At 66.8% G+C, this 16791-nt stretch carries 11 protein-coding genes; 7 read left to right on the top strand and 4 right to left on the bottom strand.

The genetic code is table 11. The annotated features are described in order from the left end of the window. The first annotated feature begins 217 nt into the window (after positions 1-217). A complete protein-coding gene (locus D588_RS0102900) occupies positions 218-868 on the top strand; it encodes a DUF480 domain-containing protein (RefSeq protein WP_017914902.1) in 651 nt (216 codons plus the stop codon). 161 nt (positions 869-1029) lie between these two features. On the opposite strand, the gene D588_RS0102895 is transcribed toward D588_RS0102900, so the two are convergent. After that, on the bottom strand, positions 1030-1572 hold the full coding sequence (locus tag D588_RS0102895; RefSeq protein ID WP_017912075.1) for a DinB family protein: 543 nt from the start codon (positions 1570-1572) through the stop codon (positions 1030-1032). 2 nt (positions 1573-1574) lie between these two features. Next, complete coding sequence (locus D588_RS0102890) at positions 1575-2111, bottom strand: GNAT family N-acetyltransferase (RefSeq protein WP_017914901.1); 537 nt, start codon at positions 2109-2111, stop codon at positions 1575-1577. A 215-nt stretch (positions 2112-2326) separates the two neighbouring features. Between D588_RS0102890 and D588_RS0102885 the strand changes: the two genes are divergently transcribed. The 6 genes from D588_RS0102885 (at position 2327) to D588_RS0102870 (ending at position 13018) form a co-directional block, all read left to right on the top strand. Next, positions 2327-4108: an autotransporter assembly complex family protein gene (locus tag D588_RS0102885; protein WP_017914900.1), complete on the top strand. Its 1782-nt coding sequence runs from the start codon at positions 2327-2329 to the stop codon at positions 4106-4108. Further along, positions 4105-7944, top strand: coding sequence for a translocation/assembly module TamB domain-containing protein (locus tag D588_RS0102880; RefSeq protein WP_017914899.1), 3840 nt, complete (start codon positions 4105-4107; stop codon positions 7942-7944). The genes D588_RS0102885 and D588_RS0102880 overlap by 4 nt, the downstream gene beginning before the upstream one ends. Positions 7945-7977: 33 nt before the next feature. Continuing rightward, positions 7978-8376 carry a hypothetical protein gene (locus tag D588_RS28350; protein WP_157836399.1) on the top strand — a complete coding sequence of 133 codons (399 nt, stop codon included), beginning with the start codon at positions 7978-7980 and terminating at the stop codon, positions 8374-8376. 640 nt (positions 8377-9016) lie between these two features. Next, positions 9017-9472 (top strand): hypothetical protein, encoded by a 456-nt coding sequence (locus D588_RS27530; RefSeq protein WP_157836398.1) that lies wholly within the window; start codon positions 9017-9019, stop codon positions 9470-9472. Positions 9473-9882: 410 nt separating this feature from the next. Further along, positions 9883-12030: a S46 family peptidase gene (locus D588_RS0102875; RefSeq protein WP_026143309.1), complete on the top strand. Its 2148-nt coding sequence runs from the start codon at positions 9883-9885 to the stop codon at positions 12028-12030. A 373-nt stretch (positions 12031-12403) separates the two neighbouring features. Beyond that, on the top strand, positions 12404-13018 hold the full coding sequence (locus D588_RS0102870) for a DNA-3-methyladenine glycosylase (RefSeq protein WP_017914897.1): 615 nt from the start codon (positions 12404-12406) through the stop codon (positions 13016-13018). 240 nt (positions 13019-13258) lie between these two features. Here the strand turns inward: D588_RS0102870 and D588_RS0102865 are convergent, their stop codons facing one another. Further along, positions 13259-13753, bottom strand: coding sequence for a gluconokinase (locus D588_RS0102865; RefSeq protein WP_017914896.1), 495 nt, complete (start codon positions 13751-13753; stop codon positions 13259-13261). Positions 13754-14019: 266 nt separating this feature from the next. Continuing rightward, a complete protein-coding gene (locus D588_RS0102860; RefSeq protein ID WP_232764204.1) occupies positions 14020-16425 on the bottom strand; it encodes an AAA family ATPase in 2406 nt (801 codons plus the stop codon). Between the last annotated feature and the right edge of the window lie 366 nt (positions 16426-16791).

Here is a 16791-nt window from a genome sequence, read left to right as displayed (position 1 = left end):
GCCGGCAACAGCGCCGCGCTGCTGGCGGGCAACAACCTTACGCTACAGCCAACCGCACTATGAGACGAGTCCGGCCTGATGCGTGGTGGCGATGGCACCAGCCTGACCGTTGGCAACAACCTGTCAAGCAAGACACCACGATCGGTACGGCAGCAGCCCGCAGAGCCGAAACTCTCAAGCAGTATGCTTCGCCCCTGACCAGCAAGACGCCAATACCATGACCGACTCCCCCACCGTTCCCGTCCTTTCCACCACCGAAGCCCGCGCCCTCGGCTGCCTGATCGAGAAAGAGGCGACCACGCCGGATGCGTATCCGCTCACGGTCAATGCGACGGTGGTGGCGGCCAATCAGAAGACCTCGCGCGAGCCGGTGATGTCGTTGAGCCCGGGCGATGTGCAGCATGCGCTGCGGCAACTGGAGGGGCGCGGGTTGGTGCGGCAGCAGTTCTCTTCGCGCGCCGAGCGCTACGAGCATCGGTTGGCGTCGGCGCTGGATCTGACCCAGCAACAGGTGGCCCTGCTCGGCCTGCTGCTGTTGCGCGGTCCGCAGACCGCCAACGAGTTGCTGACGCGGGCCGAGCGCATGGCGCGCTTCGCCGATGCGGACGACGTCCGCCATCAGTTGGAACGGCTGGCGCAGCGTCAGTTGGCGGTGCAGTTGCCGCGTGCCAGCGGGCAGCGCGAGGACCGCTACATGCATTTGCTCGCTGGTCCGGTGGATGCGGAGGCGCTGGCGGCCACGTTCAAGGCGCGGCCGACCGCCTCGGGCAACGATGAGTTGGAAGGGCGGGTGCAGGCGTTGGAGGCCGAGGTGGCGGAGCTGCGCGAGATCGTGGCGCAGTTGCAGGCGCAGCTCGCGCACGAGTGACGCTGCGTGGATGGGCTTCTAAACGAAGCCTCTGGTTAACCAAAGAACGCTCACTTGTAGGAGCGGCGGCAGACCCCCCGCAAAACCGCGGCAAGGCGCGTTACTACAGGTGCCCTAAACATCAAGGCACGCACCAAGCGCAGCGCCCCGCGATCGCAGGATCACTCCACCTCCACCTGCGGAATCACCGCCAGCATGTCGGTGACACCGACATCGGCACCCGCCTGGCTCAGCAGGGTGGTGGCCTGGCCACGATGGTGGGTCTGGTGGTTGAAGAAATGCAGCAGCAGGTCGCCGAAGCGCCGGCCGTGCGATTCGCCTCGGGTGTTGCGATAGCGCAGCGCCACGTCGAGGTCGTCGGCATGCAGTTGCGACATCCACTCGGCGATCGTCGCATCCAGGGACTCGCGTTGCGTCCGCAGGTCCGCCAGGCAGTCGGCCTGCGGCGCATCCAGGGCCGTGGGGACCGGCGTGGCGGCGATGGCCTGCAGCGCCGGGTGCCGTGCCGGATGCTGGGCGAAGCGCTGCAGCCAGATCGTATCGGCCACCACCAAGTGGTTGAGCGTGCCCAACAGCGACCCGAAGAAGGCGCCGCGCGGCTCGGTGATCGCGGCGTCCGGCAGGGTCGCGGCCGCGGCGTAGAGACGCTGGTTCATCCATTGGCTGTAGTTGGCGAACAGCCGCAGTGTGTGCAAGGTGTCCATGTTCAGGCGTGCTCCTCGGGTGCATCCAACTCGCAATGATACAGTTCGACCTCGGCCGCCTCCGGACTCAGGCGCACCCGCCCCTGAGCGACGAAGCCCAGTGCGGCGAGCAGCCGCAGCGAGCGCGCATTGCCCGGAGCCACGATGGCGTAGACGCGCGGCAGCGCGAGCACTGTGCGCGCGTAATCCAGCACCGCGCGCGCCGCCTCGCTGGCGTAGCCCTGGCCCGCATAGGGTTGCAGCAGGGCATAGCCCAGATCAGGGGCGGGCAGGGTCGGACGCAGCACCAGCCCCGCCACACCAAGCCAGGCGCCGTCGTCGCGGCGCTCCACCGCATACAGACCGAAGCCGTGCTCGGCGTAGCTGCGCACCGAGCCATCGGCGAGATAGCGGCTGGCCTGCGTTACGGCGCGCACGCCGCGGTCGCCGATGTGCGCCAGGAAGCCGGGGTCGTTGAGCAGGGCCAGCATCGGCGCGGCGTCGCTTTCGGGGTCCAGTCGGCGCAGTACGAGGCGCGCGGTGGCGATCACGGTGGACATGCGGCGTTCCTGCGGGTCGAGGCGTCAGCGTGGCGCCGTCGCCGTGGCTTGGCAAGGGCGCAGGCGCAGCGCGGCTCCCGGCGTAGACGCTCCGAATGCCGTGCGTCCGGAAAGCACGAATGCCCCTGCGCAAATGCCGTGCACCCGACATCCCGGTCACATGTAACAAACGTCTAGTTAACAGCTTCACATGGGGTGCCGGTATTCTGACGCCCATGCGACCCATCCCCCGTCTCGCCACCTTCCTGTCCCTGCTCTCCCTGGCCGGCCTCGCCGAGGGCCGTGGCGTCATCGAAAAGGTACAGATCCAGGGCCTGAACAAGGACGAGGACGCGGCGATAATCGAGAACATCCAGGTCTCGCTGTCGCTGTACGACGCCATCGGCAAGGACCAGGGCGAGTCGCGCCTGGAGTACCTGCTGAGCCAGGCCGAACGGCAGACCCGGCAGGCGCTGGAGCCGTTCGGCTACTTCACTCCCAAGATCACCGTCGACGCGCCCCGCCAGGACGACAAGCTGACCGTGGTGGTGCACGTGGACAAGGGCGAGCCGGTGCGGGTGCGCAATTTCCAGGTGGGCATCACCGGCCCGGCAGAGGACGACCGCTACCTGGGCGAGGACCTGAAGAACTTCCGCCCGCGCAAGGGCGACATCTTCGTCAGCAGCGTCTACGAGACCAGCAAGGTCACCATCACCCGGCGCCTGGCCGAGCGCGGCTACTTCGATGCCGACTTCACCCAGCGCAAGGTCGAGGTGACTCGCGCCGACCACGCCGCCGACATCGACCTGAGCTGGGACAGCGGCCGCCGCTACAACATGGGCCCGATCCGCTTCCACCAGGACTACTTCAACCAGAAGCTGTTCGATCCGCTGGTGTACTGGAAGGAAGGCAGCTACTACCACGAGGGCAAGCTCGACCGCCTGCGCGAGTCGCTGGTCAAACTCGACTACTTCAGCGTCATCGACATCCAGCCCAAGCCGGAAGAGGCCGACGCCAACGGCGACGTGCCGGTGGACGTCAACCTCACCCGCGCCAAGCGCAGCATCTACACCGCCGGCCTCAGCTACGGCAGCGAGAGCGGCGCCGGCGTGCGCCTGGGCGTGGACCGCCGCTACGTCAACGCGCGCGGGCACAAGCTCAGCACGCAGCTGGACTACGCGCAGAAGCGCAAGAGTTTCATCACCAGCTACCGGATCCCGGCGTTCCGCTGGCTCGACGGCTGGTACACCACCTCGCTGCGCGTCTACGACGAGCAGACCGACTACATCGACCTGCGCAACGTCAAGCTCACCGGCAGCCGCAGCGGCCAGATCAACGAGCACTGGACCGCGATCGCCTCGATCAACGCGCTGCGCGAACGCTGGCGCTACGCCACCGATGAGGTCTTCGACGGCGCGCTGTACCAGACCTCGACGCTGTTCTATCCGCAGATCGAAGCCGACTACGTCGGCGTCGACGACAAGGTGTTCCCGCGCAAGGGCTTCAGCGGCAACATCAGCCTGCGCGGTGGCGCCGAGGGTGTGGGCTCGGATGCCAGCTTCGTGCAGGCGCACATGCGGGTGAACTGGTTCCACGGCATCGGCGACAACGACCGCCTGATCCTGCGCGGCGAAGCCGGCAGTACCTGGACCGACGCGCTGGTGGCGATGCCGCCAAGCCTGCGGTTCTTCGCCGGCGGCGACAACAGCATCCGCGGCTATGCGTTCCGAGAAGTCGGCCCGCGCACGCCGCGGCCGGACCGTTTCGCGCTCGGCGCCAAGCACATTCTCACCGGTAGCGCCGAGTACGAGCATTACTTCAAGGGCGGCCCGTGGGGTGGTGCGGTGTTCGTCGACAGCGGCAGCGCCTTCGACGACACGCCGGACTGGCACACCGGCGTCGGCTTCGGCCTGCGCTGGCGCTCGCCGGTCGGCCCGGTGCGGGTGGACATCGCCCATGGCTTGAACGATCCCGACTCGCAGTTCCAGCTCTATCTCAACATCGGAGCCAATCTGTGAGCGCGCCGATCGAGCCGACGTCGCCCACCGCACCGCCGCCGCGGCGCCCGCGCTTCTATCGGCGCAAGCGCTTCTGGTGGGGCTCGGCGCTGACCATTGCCGGCCTGGTGCTGCTGGCGGCGATCGCGCTGTACTGGCTACTGCAGACCGTGGCCGGGCGCGACGTGCTGCTGGCGCAGGTGGTGGCGCGGCTGCCGGCCGGTTCGACGCTCACCTGGGAACGCGCCGAAGGGCCGCTGGCCGGTCCGCTGACCCTGCACAACCTGGACTTCCGCTACAACGAGATCCACTTCACCGCCGAGCGCGCCTATCTGGAGCCGGACATCCGCCCGCTGCTCGGGCGCAAGCTGCAACTGGATGCGCTGGAGCTGACCAACGCCACGCTCAACCTGGCCAAGAGCGACGAACCGTTCGAACTGCCGCGTTGGCCGCAGTCGCTGCCGCAGATCGAGGTGCCGCTGGCGCTGCAGGCCGACCGCATCGCCATCGATGGCCTGCGCATCACCCAGGCGCAGCAGCCGATGATCGACATCCGCACGCTGCGCGGCGGCGTGGAAGTGGCCAACGGCGAGTTCCACGCCACCCAGGTGGTGGTGACCAGCGACCGCGGCGATTTCCGCGTCAATGGCGATTACCTGCCGGGACAGGACTACAAGGCCGACCTTACCGCCAGCGCCGTGCTGCCGGCCGCACGCGGGCGCACCCCGGCGCGCCTGGGTCTGGTCGCGCGCGGCGACCTGGACAAGATGGAAGTGGCCATTGCCGGCAACGCACCGGCGCCGCTGCGCGCCACGCTGGTGTTCACCGGCCGCACCGATCCGGTGTGGGAGTTCGCCGCCAGCAGCAAGGCGCTGGATCCGTCACTGTTGGTGCCGCCGACCGACGAGGCGCCGGCGTCCGTGCCGCTGGCCTTCGACCTGCGCGCCAAGGGCAAGGGCGGTAACGCCGATCTGCAGGGCGAACTGTCGCGCGACGGGCAGAAAATTGTTCTTGATCCCTCGCACCTGAGCCTGGACAACCAGGTGCTCACCGTCGCGCCGCTGCAACTGCGCGCGTTCGACGGGCAACTGCGCCTGCGCGGCACCGCCGATCTGCGCGACCCGAACAATGCGCAGTTGCGCTTTGCGGTCAACGCCAGCGGCATGAGCTTCGCCACCGCGCCGGATCCGTCCACCCCGGACGCACCGGCAGTGCCGATCAAGCTGGTCGAGGCCAACCTGGGGGTGGCCGGCACGCTGAAGCAATGGGCCACCTACGGCGAGGCCACGGTCGCCCGCGGCAAGGACAGCGCCAACCTGCAACTGGACGTGCGCGGCGACGATCGCCAGGCGCAGCTGAAGCAGGTGCGCGCGACCATGCCCAGCGGTACGCTCGACCTGGGCGGCAACGTGGCCTGGGTGCCGGAGTTGAACTGGGACGTGCAAGGCACGCTGGCTGGGTTCGATCCCGGCTACTTCGCACCGGGCTGGGACGGCAAGCTGTCCGGCACCTTCGCCTCACAGGGCAAGCAGTTGCCGGCGCGGCCGGACGGCAGTGCCGCCGGCTACCAGGCCACGCTCGACATCCCGCGCTTGAACGGACGCCTGCGCAGCCGCCCGCTCGACGCCAACGCCAAGCTCGCCCTGCAAGGCAGCCAGGGCGAAGGCAAGCTGCAACTGAGCCTGGGCGACAGTCGCCTGCAGGCGCAGGGCAAGGTCGGCGACCAGCTCGACGTGGACGCGCAACTGCAGCCGCTGCAACTGGCCGACCTGCTGCCCGGCGGCGCCGGCAGCCTGCGCGGCAGCGTGCAGGTCAAGGGCCGCCGCGACGCGCCCGATCTCACCGCCGACCTCACCGGCAGCGGCCTGAAGTGGGACAGTTACAGCGCCGACAGCCTCAGCCTGCGCGGGCGCCTGCCCTGGCGCGGCAACGGCGGCGAACTCGCCCTGCGCGGCAGCGCGATCAATGCCGGCGTGCTGCTGCAGACACTGAGCGTGGACGCGCGTGGCGCGGTAGAGAACCTGCAACTCGATGCCAAGACCGAGAACGACATGGGCGCATTGGCCCTGGTCGGGCAGGTGCGCCGCGACGGCGCGCGCTGGCAGGGCGCTTTGAACACGCTGCGTATCGCCCCGGCCAAGGGCGAACCGTGGCAGCTGCGGCAGCCGGCCAATTTCAGCGTGGCCGGCAGCGCCTTCAGCCTGTCCGAGAGCTGCCTGGCTCCGGGCAGCGGCGGCGCACTGTGCGTGTCCGCCGACTGGCCGAAGCAGGGCCTGACCCTGCGCGGTGACGCCCTGCCGTTGGCGCTGGTGCAGCCATGGCTGCCGCCGAGCAACGGCCGCAAGATGTACCTGCGCGGCGACCTGTCCATCGACGGCAGCTTCAAGCCGGCCGGCAACGCCTGGCAGGGTTCGCTGCGCCTGGCGTCGCGCGAAGGCGGCCTGCGCCTGGGCGACAACGCCCGCGGCGAACTGCTGCGCTACGACCAGTTCAGTTTCGTCACCGACTTCAGCGCCCAGCACATCCACTCCAAGCTCGGCATCGGCTTCCAGGGCGACGGCTTCGTCGACGCCACCGTCGACACCGGCTGGGACGCGTACGCGCCGCTGACCGGCGAGATCTACATGAACATGGCGCGGCTGTACTGGCTGGAGCTGTTCTCGCCGGATCTGGTCCGGCCCAAGGGCCTGATCGAAGGCCACGTCAGCCTGCGCGGCACCCGCTCGCAGCCGGCGATGGGTGGCGACGCCACGCTGAGCAACTTCACCGGCGAACTGCCGGCGCTGGGCCTGACCCTGAGTGAGGGCAAGGGCCGTTTCGACGCGCAGCCGGATGGCTCGGCGCGCATCGTCGCCTCGGTCAAGTCCGGCGAAGGCACCCTCAACGTCGATGGCGGCCTGTCCTGGTACGGCGACCGCACGCCGCTGCAGTTGAACATCCGCGGCACCAACGTGCTGGTGTCCAATACCGCCGAACTGCGCGCGGTGGCCAATCCCGACCTGCAGTTCGGCATCGCCAACAAGACCATGATGCTGAGCGGCCAGGTCACCGTGCCCTCGGCCGACATCGACCTGGAACGGCTGGACCGCGGCACCTCGCTGTCCGAGGACGTGGTGGTGCTGGACCCGGCCGACCCCGAGGCCACGCCGACCTCGCCGCTGGAGATGGACCTGCGCGTGACCCTGGGCGACCAGGTCAAGATGGCCGGCTTCGGCCTCAAGGGTGCGCTGACCGGCGCGATGCAGGTGCGCTCGCGGCCGGGCCGCGAAACCACCGCCACCGGCGGGCTGGACGTCAGCGGCAAGTACAAGGCGTACGGCCAGGATCTGACCATCACCCGCGGCCAGCTCACCTGGAGCAACAACATCGTCTCCGACCCGCGCATCAACATCCGCGCGCAGCGCCAGGTCGGCGACGTCACCGCCGGCATCGACGTCACCGGCCGTGCCACCGCCCCGCATGCGGACGTGTGGTCGGACCCGTCGATGTCGCAATCGGAGGCGATGTCCTACCTGGTGCTGGGCCGCAGCCTCAGCAACACCAGCAGCGCCGAAGCCGACCAGGTCACCGCCGCAGCCAGCGCGCTGTCGGCCGGCAGCGGCCTGCTCGCCTCGCAACTCGGCGCCAAGCTCGGCTTCGACGACGCCGGCGTCAGCCAGTCGCGCACCCTCGGCGGCTCGGTGGTGGGTTTCGGCAAATATCTCTCGCCGAAACTCTACGTCAGCTACGGCGTGTCGCTGATCGGCAGCGGCTCGGTCTTGACGCTGAAATATCTGCTGGGCCGCGGCTTCGACGCCGAGGTGGAATCGAGCACGGTGGAGAACCGTGGGTCGGTGAATTGGCGGAAAGAAAAATAGAGCCACCTCCTGCAACGGATCTATCGAGTTCTCATGAACCCCCAAAGCCGCGCACACAGGATTTTGCGCCCACTAGAAAATTTCGTTACATCGAGGGAAGCTTGCTCTATCCCCGAAGAGTTCAGAGACGTGTCGCTTGGTGAATTTATTGGGCTCTATAGAAATCGAGCCGAGCATGTTGGAGACGTCGCGTTCTTCTCCGAGGGGATGGCGTGGAGGGAAAGTACGGAAGTGCTTCAAGTCAAATATGGCGAAATTCTCTACCATTCACTTCCTAATGAGAAAAAGAGCCTAAGTTTGCTCGTTCGACTTTCCTCGGGTAGAGAGGTGCTGATGCCTGTTACAGGCGTCAAGGACGGTAAATTCTTTGACGCGCTAGCGGTCACTAGATTTCTGTATAGGGTCGTTGAAGATCTTCAAAGAAGAAGATGACCCTCAAACGGTGACGCATGCATCGTGTGATCACTGCAACGGCTTCGGTAGCGTTTCGATGAGAAGGCGTTGTCGCGTGCTCCCAGTATGCGAATAAGGCTGGCTGTTACAAGCCGGGTGCTAAGGTCGAGCCCTGTCTTGTTCCTGAACCGTTCCATGCCCATTCCTGCCAAACTTGCTGCCTCTCTCAGCCCTAAGTCTGATAGATGCAAGAAGCTCGATGTTGTATCAAATTACCTTGGAAAGGTTGGGGATAAGAGTGGAGTAATGATCACTCCTTTATCGCTTGCGAAGAACACGTTGGCTAGCGCAGAGTCTAATGTAAACATCAAAATTGATCTAAAGCAGATGCGAGTTTTTCGTCGGCGTACTTGCGTGCAAATCCGGGAAAATCTGCCGGTGATATTGGCAATGCGAGAGGTTCGGCGGCACTGGCTCATGAGGGGCGCCACGAGCTTGACTATCAGAGAGTTGGGTGCCCGAACTCTAGAGCGACGGAATATAGGACTGAAATGAATAAGTATCAGACTCAGGCCGCTGTCGGGCAGGGTTTAGGCATGAATCTCGGGGTTTCTACTCCGCAAGAAGTTGCCGCTGGTACTGATGCTTCAACCGATACATGGTGTCAAGGAAATCCTGCATGCAACTGAATCGACTCCTTGCTGTTGCTTTCAGTCTTGCTGTCCAGATTGAATTGCCACCAATCGCGATGGCAACTGAACTGCGGCCTATGTCTGGACATTCCGGCGCCGCCATTTCTTCAATTTGCGAGTTGACACAGAGAGGGAAGGAGGCCAGCGGAGCGCAAGTACGAGTCCGAGCGATTTTTACCAGTGATCTGCTAGAGCGAAGCGTAATCACTGATCCGAAATGCCCCTCAGTGGTTGTCATCCCATTTGACGCTGAAGAGTCAAAATTGGATGTGGAGAGTATACGGCGTTTCGATGTTGCTGTGGAAGGAAAACTTTCAGACCGTGCGATTAGAGTTTTCTCAGTGGATGTTTCAGGGATATATGTTTGGCGTGGCGGCGAGAAGCCAGCCGGCTCGATCTACATCGAGAAGGTGTGGTGCTTTAAGAGGCGAAATGCCGACTAAAGAACTTGTTGGATGATTTCGGCACGGTCACGACAAGGCCCGCGTCGCTGCGGGCCTTGTTGTTTTTTGGGTTGTCTTGTGTGGCTACTGATGCGCAGCGATGATCGAATCCAGCACCTGAAAAATCGCTCGCTGCTTGGCTTTGGGCAACGCTTAGGAGAACAGGTAAGGAGAACAGGGGTCATAGTGCATTTTCTTGCGGAGTAATGGGGTCGGGTTCATTTATTAATAGCAGGAATTTGTGTATAGGGGCTTAGGAAGTGAGCTGACCCTGCGCTATTTTTTGTCTCAAGCATTCTGGATCTTTCTTGGTAAAAATCACACCCACCGATGAATGGATCGGCGTCTTGGTTGCTGCGATCGCATTGGCCGGCTAAGGTCGCGGTCATGTTCTTTGCCTTGACCTCTGCATGCCCTTGCCCAACTGCCTTGCCGCATCTCTCACTCTAAGCCTAGCCCTCACCACCACTGCCCACGCCGACGAAGGCATGTGGATGCCGTCGCAGATGCCGGAGCTGGCCAAGCCGCTGCACGAGGCTGGCTTCCAGGGCGATCCACAGACGTTGGCGGAGGTGACCCAGCCACCATTGAGTGCGGTGGTGAAGGTCGGGGGCGGTACCGGGGCGTTCGTGTCCGGGGACGGGTTGCTGTTGACCAATCACCACGTCGCCTACGGGGTGATCCAGTACAACACCTCCGCCAAGGAGAACCTGATCGAGAACGGGTTCATTGCGCGGAACCGGGCCGACGAGCGAGCAGCCAATCCGGACTTCCGGGTGTTGGTGACGGTGGGTTTCGACAAGGTCACCGATCAGGTGCTGGGGTCGGCCAAGGGCAAGACCGGGCGCGCCTACTACGATGCGGTGGATGCGGCGAGCAAGCGGATCGTCGCCGACTGCGAGCGCGAGGCCGGGGTGCGCTGCAGCGTGGCCAACATGTATTACGGCAGCGATTTCTACCGGATCCGCCAGTTGGAGCTGCGCGACGTGCGCCTGGTATATGCGCCGCCGCGGGCGATCGGCAACTACGGCGACGAGATCGACAACTTCATGTGGCCGCGGCACAGCGGCGATTTCACCTTGCTGCGCGCGTACGTGGGCAAGGACGGCAAGCCGGCGGACTACAGCGCCGACAACATGCCCTACCAGCCGCCGGCGCATCTGCAGATCGCCACGGATGGGCCGAAGGCTGGGGATTTCGCGATGCTGGCCGGTTACCCCGGCATCACTTACCGGCATCGCACGGCGGCCGAGTTCGCCGAGCAGGTGGAGGCGACGCTGCCGCAGCGGGTAGCGGTACTGGACCAGTTGATCGAGGTGATCGAAGCATCGGGCAAGGCCGACGCGGAAGCGCGCACGCGCTACGCCTCACAGCTGCAGTCGCTGAAGAACAACCGTAAGCGGGCCGCCGGTGAACTGGAAGGGCTGCAGCGCAGCGATGCGGTGCGGCTGCGTGCGGAGGACGAGCGCGGCATGCTTGCGGCGACCCGCGGCAGCGATGCGCGCGATATCGCGGCGCTGCAGAAGGTACTTGGCCAGGCCTCGGCGCTGCGCGAGCGCGATCTGCTGCTGGGCTTGATCGCCACGCAGACCCAGGCACTGCGTTCGGCGCTGACGCTGGAGCGGCTGCGGTTGGAGGCGGGCAAGCCGGACGATCGGCGCGAGAGCGGCTACCAGCAGCGCGACCTGGCACTGATCGAGGGCATGCTCAAGCAGGTGCAGCGGCGCTATTCGCCGAGCGTGGAGAAGGCGCTGCTGACGACGCTGCTGACGCGCTACCAGCAGCTACCGGATGCGCAGCGGGTACCGGAGTTCGATGCGGCGTTCGGGCGGACTCCGGCGCAACTGCAGGCGGCGCTGGACAAGGCCTATGCCGGCACGGCGCTGGGCACCGAGGCCGAGCGGCTGTCGCGCTTCGCCGCTGCGCGCGAAGGCAGGGCGCCTGCGGCCGATCCGTTGCTGGCGCTGGCCGCCACGCTGGTGCCGGCACAGCAGAGGCTGGACGACGAACGCAAGGCACGCGAGGGCGAGCAGTTGCGGCTGCGCCCGGCCTACATGCGTGCGCTGTTCGCGTGGCGCAAGCAGCAGGGTCGTGCGGTGTATCCGGACGCCAACAGCACGCTGCGGATCAGCTATGGCCGCGTCGAGCCGCTGGCGCCGCGCGATGCGGTCAGCTTCGCGCCGCTGACCACGGTGGCCGGGATCGTCGAGAAGAACACCGGCAAGGAACCGTTTGATGCACCCAAGCCGCTGCTGGCGGCGATCGCCAAGGGCGATTTTGGCAGCACGGTCGATCCGCAGTCGAAGACGCAGCCGGTGAACTTCCTGACCAACCTGGACACCACCGGCGGCAACTCCGGTTCGCCGGTGCTCAATGCGCGCGGCGAATTGATCGGGCTGAACTTCGACAGCAACTGGGAGGCGGTCAGCGCCAGTTGGTGGTACGACCCGCACTACAAGCGTGCGATCCATGTGGACATGCGCTATCTGCGCTGGTTGATGGCCAAGGTGTATCCGGCGCCGCAATTGCTGAAGGAGTTGAACGTTCCGCAGGAGTGAGTGGGCAGGTTGAGGATGCGGGCGCCGTTTGTCGTTGATTCGAGCGGAATTGGGCAGGGCATGTGATGTGCCCTGTACCCTGATGCGGATGCGGCATGGTCTGGTCGCCGTCACAGCGACGAACATGCTTTGTACCCGCGCTGATGCCTCGATACAGGACCGCCGCCGCTCACCGAGCTGCGCTGCCGCGATCGGGGGACCAGGACAATGATCCTGGTCCTGGAGACTCCATGCGTCGGGACTGAAGTCCCTCCCACAAGCTGCAGCATGCGGTACGGTCGGCGAGATGGCGTGTTCGATTGAGACCGTGGAGATGCGGATGCACCGGTGGTGGCTCACGACCCGACCTCGCTGCAGGGCTTAGACTGATCGCATGGAGTTGCTTGTCGCCAAGCCCTTGCTGCGTGCGTTCTATGCGCGCGATGCCCGCGTGGTGGCGCCGGAGCTGTTGAACAAGCTGCTTGTCACAGCCGACGGTCGCTGCGGGCGCATTGTCGAGGTGGAGGCCTACCGTGGTGCAGAGGATCCGGCGGCGCACTCGTTCCGCGGCATGACCCCGCGCACGCGGGTGATGTTCGGCCCGCCCGGGCATCTGTACGTGTACTTCATCTACGGCATGCATTGGGCGCTCAATGCGGTATGCGGTGGCGCGCCGGGGCACGCGGTGCTGATCCGCGCCTTGGCGCCTGTGGCCGGGATCGAGGCGATGCAGTCGGCACGCGGTGCCGCGCGCGCCGCCGATCTCACCCGTGGGCCGGGGCGCCTGGCCAAGGCGCTGGGTGTTACGGGTGCGGACAACGGGCTGGACCTGACCACGCGGCAGTCGCGCCTATGGCTGGGACAGGACGGGACGCCGCCGCCGACCACGCCGGTCGTCACCACACGGATCGGCATCAGCAAGGCGATGGACGCGCCGTGGCGCTGGCATGTGCCCGACGAGCCGAACGTGTCGCGCTTCGTGGTAAGTCGGGCGAAGCGCCGCGGGTAGCGCGGCGCTTGTAGGCATCGTCGCACTACACGCTGCAAAAAGATCAGCGCCTCGCCCGCCGTCACGAGTGAAAGGCCTCAATGCGGTGGTGACGGAAGGCGCTTTGGCTCGGAGACGAACGCATTTCCTCAGGGAACCTCGCTTCGTTCGTCGCGGCTGACGCCGTTCCTACGATGGGCAACCTGCGTCACCAACGCCACAAACGGGCGCATGGCTGAGGGTATGCCGACAAGGCACACGCTAGGCGCTCGCGGCGCTCGCATCCAGTTGCGTGATGGCATCGGCCACAACCGTGGCGAACGGTGCGTCCACGTCCACCGAGATCACGTCGGCCTCGTCCAGTGGCAGTTCCAGCGTGTCGAGCTGGCTTTGCAGCAGCACCGGTGGCATGAAATGGCCATGCCGCGCGGCCAGGCGCTCGGCGATGACATGCGCGGCCGCGTGCAGGAACACGAAGCGCATCGGCACGCCGGTGTCCCGTAGCTGCTGCCGGTGCGCCTTGCGCAGGCCGGAGAAGGCCAGCACGACGCTCTGCCCGGCATCGACCGATGCGCGCAGGCGCTGCGCCAAGGTGGCCACCCAGGGCGCGCGCTGCGCGTCGCTGAGCGGGATGCCGTGCGCCATCTGCGCCTTGGCGGCGGCGCTGTGGAAGTCGTCCGCGTCCAGGAAGGTGAGTCCGTAGTGGGCCGCCAGTGCCTGGGCAACGCTGGTCTTGCCGCTGCCGGACACGCCCATCACGACGATGGCTTCGGCGCGTGGCGGCGGGGATGAGGGGGTGTGGGTCACGTGCTGCGGTCCCGTGGGGTCGCCCGCATGATGCCAGCGTGGGCGTTGTGTGGACGTCAGAGCTTCTGTACTGGGTCTTGCGCTGTTGTTGAGATGTGCGCCGTGGCAAATGGGTTCTGTGTGAATCCTGGCGTCGGGGCTGAAGCCCCTCCCACAGGGACTCCAGCCAGCACTCCTGGTTCCGCACCCCGTGCTTGCCTCTTCCTGCGAGGTGTTTACATCGTCACGTTCGCCGTCTCGACCAGATCGTCCCACTGCAGTCGCGTGCCGGACGCATCGTCGCTGTGCTGCAAGGTGCGGCGAACGGCGCGACGCATCGCGCGGCTGATCCAGTTCTGCAGGTCGCGGCCGGAGTGGCCTTCGCTGCGCTCGGCGATCCAGGCCGCCGCGGCGTCGGCGTCGAGGTCCAGCGGCTTGCCGCGCAGCAGGCGCGCCACGATGGCGGCGCGCGCTGCGTGGTCGGGCAGGGCGATGACGATCTGCCGGTCCAGCCGCGACAGCAGCGCCGGGTCGATCGCGGCGGCATGGTTGCTGGCGGCCAGCAGGAACACCTGGCCCGCGTGGCTGGCGACGCCGTCCAGCTCCTGCAGCAGCTGGCCGACGATCTCGCGGGTGAAGGCGTCGTCGCCGTCGGCACCGCGCGCCGGCGCGACGATGTCCAGTTCGTCGACGAACACGATGCACGGCGCCTGCGCCCGCGCGCGCTCGAACGCGGCCTGCACGCGCTGGCCGGACTGGCCTAGGTAGCCGGCCTTGAGGTCGGCGCTGCTCAGGGCGATGAAGGCCAGGCCCGACTGGCTGGCGAGGATGCGTGCGACCTGGGTCTTGCCGGTGCCCGGCGGGCCGACCATCAGGATCCCGCGCGGCACCGGCACGCCGAGCGTGGCCAGGGTCTCGGCATTGCGCAGTTCCTTGCCCAGGCCGACGAACTCCTCGACGGTGGCCGCCGGCAGCACGATGTCGTCCCAGCCGAGCGTGGCGACGGCAGTGGAGCCTTTGCCGCGCAGCGCGCGCAGGTGCGCGAGCAGGGTGGCGTTGTCCAGCGTACCGTCCACGCACTCGGCGGCGACGCGCGCGACCAGCGTGTGCAGGTCGCGACCGGACAGGCCGGTGCTGTCGGCGATTGCCTGCGCGTCCGGCTCCAGCGCGAAACCGGCACCCCGCAGTTCGGCGCCGAGAATGCGCGCGCGCGCCGCGGCATCGGGCAGGCCGACGGCGATGCTGGCGGTGAAGCGCGACAGGATCGCGTCGTCCAGCAGCGCCGGGCGGTTGGTCGCGCCGATCACCAGCACCTGGCCGTGCGCGGCATGGAAGCCGTCCCATTCGGCGAGAAAGGTCTGCACCAGTTCGGCGCCGAAGCTGTCGCTGTCGGCGCCGCCGCGGCGCGCGAACACGCTCTCGCATTCGTCGATGAACAGGATCGCTGGCGCATGAGTGCGGCAGCGCTGCCAGATCGCCTGCACCTTGGGGCCGGTGTGACCGACGTGCGCAGCCTTCAGGTCGGCCACGCCCAGCGCCTCGAAATGGCAGCCGGCGTGGCGCGCCAGCTTGCGCGCGATCAGGGTCTTGCCGGTGCCCGGCGGCCCGTGCAGGAGCATGCCCTTGGGCGCCGGCTGGCGCCCGGACACGAACAGGTCCACCAGCTTCAAGATCTGGTCGAGCGTGGCGTCGGGCAGCGCGACGTCGGCCCAGTGCCGTTGCACCGCATCCAGGCTCTGCAGCCGCTGCTGCAGCGCGCGTTGCTGGCCGCGCGCGACCTCCCAGGCCTGCACGTGGTCGTGCAGCGCGGCGATCGGCGCGACATCGACGGCGGCGTCTTCGGCCAGTGACAGCGCAAGCGATTGCAGCGACGGCGGAGCGTCGGCGGCCAGATCGGCGTCGAGGAGGATCAGGGCCGCTGCATGGCGGGCATCGGGCAGCACGATCAGCGCCTGCAGGCGCGGGTCCTCGCTGCCGTCGTGCAAGGCCAGCAGGCGCGCACCGGACAGATCGCCATGCGTGGCCGACATCGTCCAACGGCTGTGCAGGGCGCGCTGCGGCCACGGCGCCCGGGTCACCGGATACGTCGATCCTGGATCGTGCTGCGCGGCATCGGCCACCTGCACCAGCGCCAGCGGCATGCGTGCGAACGTCCGCAGCGCGCGCCGCTCGACATGACTGTGGTGCCAGGCCAGCAACTGCGCGCCGATGACGACCAGCAGACCGTACGCCAGCAGCGAGGGCAGCAGACTTTGCAGCAGCAGGCCGCCATCGCCGTGCAGGCCGACCTGGCGCCACCAGACCAGGAAGCTGCGCGTCTCGCCCAGCCAGTGTGCGCTGGTCCACGGCAGGACCAGCACCAGCATGCCGATCAAGGCCGCGCGCCAGCGCCAGTCCGGCAGCAGCGGCCGCAGCTGCAGCGCCGGTCCCCAGGCGCGGCGGCGCTCGCGCCGTACCGCCGCCCGAGCCGCGATCCTGGCGTGCGCAGCGAACCGGCGCCGGATCGCGGCCACCGCCTGCTCCACCGCCGGCAGATGCCGCTCCACCTCCGCATCGGCCTGCGCCTGGCGCGCCTGCGCCTGCTGCACCTGCGCGAGCAGGCGCTGCGTCTGCTGTTGCAGCGACGGCGGGGGCGTCGGCACGGCGGCCGGGATGCCGGACATTAGCGGGAGCGGGCGCAGGTGGTCACCGCGCGCATCTTAGCCCGAGCGCCGGCTGGGCTGCGGTGGCTGGCGGCAGGTTGGATGTTGCCCTTGCTGGACACGGCAGGCTGGCGCGTGAAGCGTTTGCTGCCATTGGAGGACGAATCTTGGAGGAAGATAGGGCGCGAGGCGCACGTGGGGTCTTTAGACCATCGCGGCTTCGTTCGTCGTGGCTGAAGCCGCTCCTACGCGGGGCTTGCAGCTCCATAATGGCTACTGCCGTTGCCGTTGCCGTTGCCGTTGCCGTTGCTTTGGTTGTTGCTTTTGCCTTACCGGGTTCCCTTCCGAAGCGGCGGCCAGCGCGGG

The organism is Xanthomonas sp. SHU 308 (genome assembly GCF_000364645.1).
GTDB lineage: Bacteria > Pseudomonadota > Gammaproteobacteria > Xanthomonadales > Xanthomonadaceae > Xanthomonas_A > Xanthomonas_A sontii.
The sequence above is the reverse complement of the archived record's forward strand: the minus strand, read 5'-3'. Positions and strand labels throughout refer to the sequence as shown.

Bases quoted from the DNA above. Each gene is read 5' to 3' on its own strand.
- D588_RS0102875 (WP_026143309.1), top strand. From the start codon at position 9,883: ATGCCCTTGCCCAACTGCCTTGCCGCATCTCTCACTCTAAGCCTAGCC.
- D588_RS0102890 (WP_017914901.1), bottom strand. From the start codon at position 2,111: ATGTCCACCGTGATCGCCACCGCGCGCCTCGTACTGCGCCGACTGGAC.
- D588_RS28350 (WP_157836399.1), top strand. From the start codon at position 7,978: ATGAACCCCCAAAGCCGCGCACACAGGATTTTGCGCCCACTAGAAAAT.
- D588_RS0102900 (WP_017914902.1), top strand. From the start codon at position 218: ATGACCGACTCCCCCACCGTTCCCGTCCTTTCCACCACCGAAGCCCGC.
- D588_RS0102865 (WP_017914896.1), bottom strand. From the start codon at position 13,753: ATGGGCGTGTCCGGCAGCGGCAAGACCAGCGTTGCCCAGGCACTGGCG.
- D588_RS27530 (WP_157836398.1), top strand. From the start codon at position 9,017: ATGCAACTGAATCGACTCCTTGCTGTTGCTTTCAGTCTTGCTGTCCAG.
- D588_RS0102895 (WP_017912075.1), bottom strand. From the start codon at position 1,572: ATGGACACCTTGCACACACTGCGGCTGTTCGCCAACTACAGCCAATGG.
- D588_RS0102885 (WP_017914900.1), top strand. From the start codon at position 2,327: ATGCGACCCATCCCCCGTCTCGCCACCTTCCTGTCCCTGCTCTCCCTG.
- D588_RS0102870 (WP_017914897.1), top strand. From the start codon at position 12,404: ATGGAGTTGCTTGTCGCCAAGCCCTTGCTGCGTGCGTTCTATGCGCGC.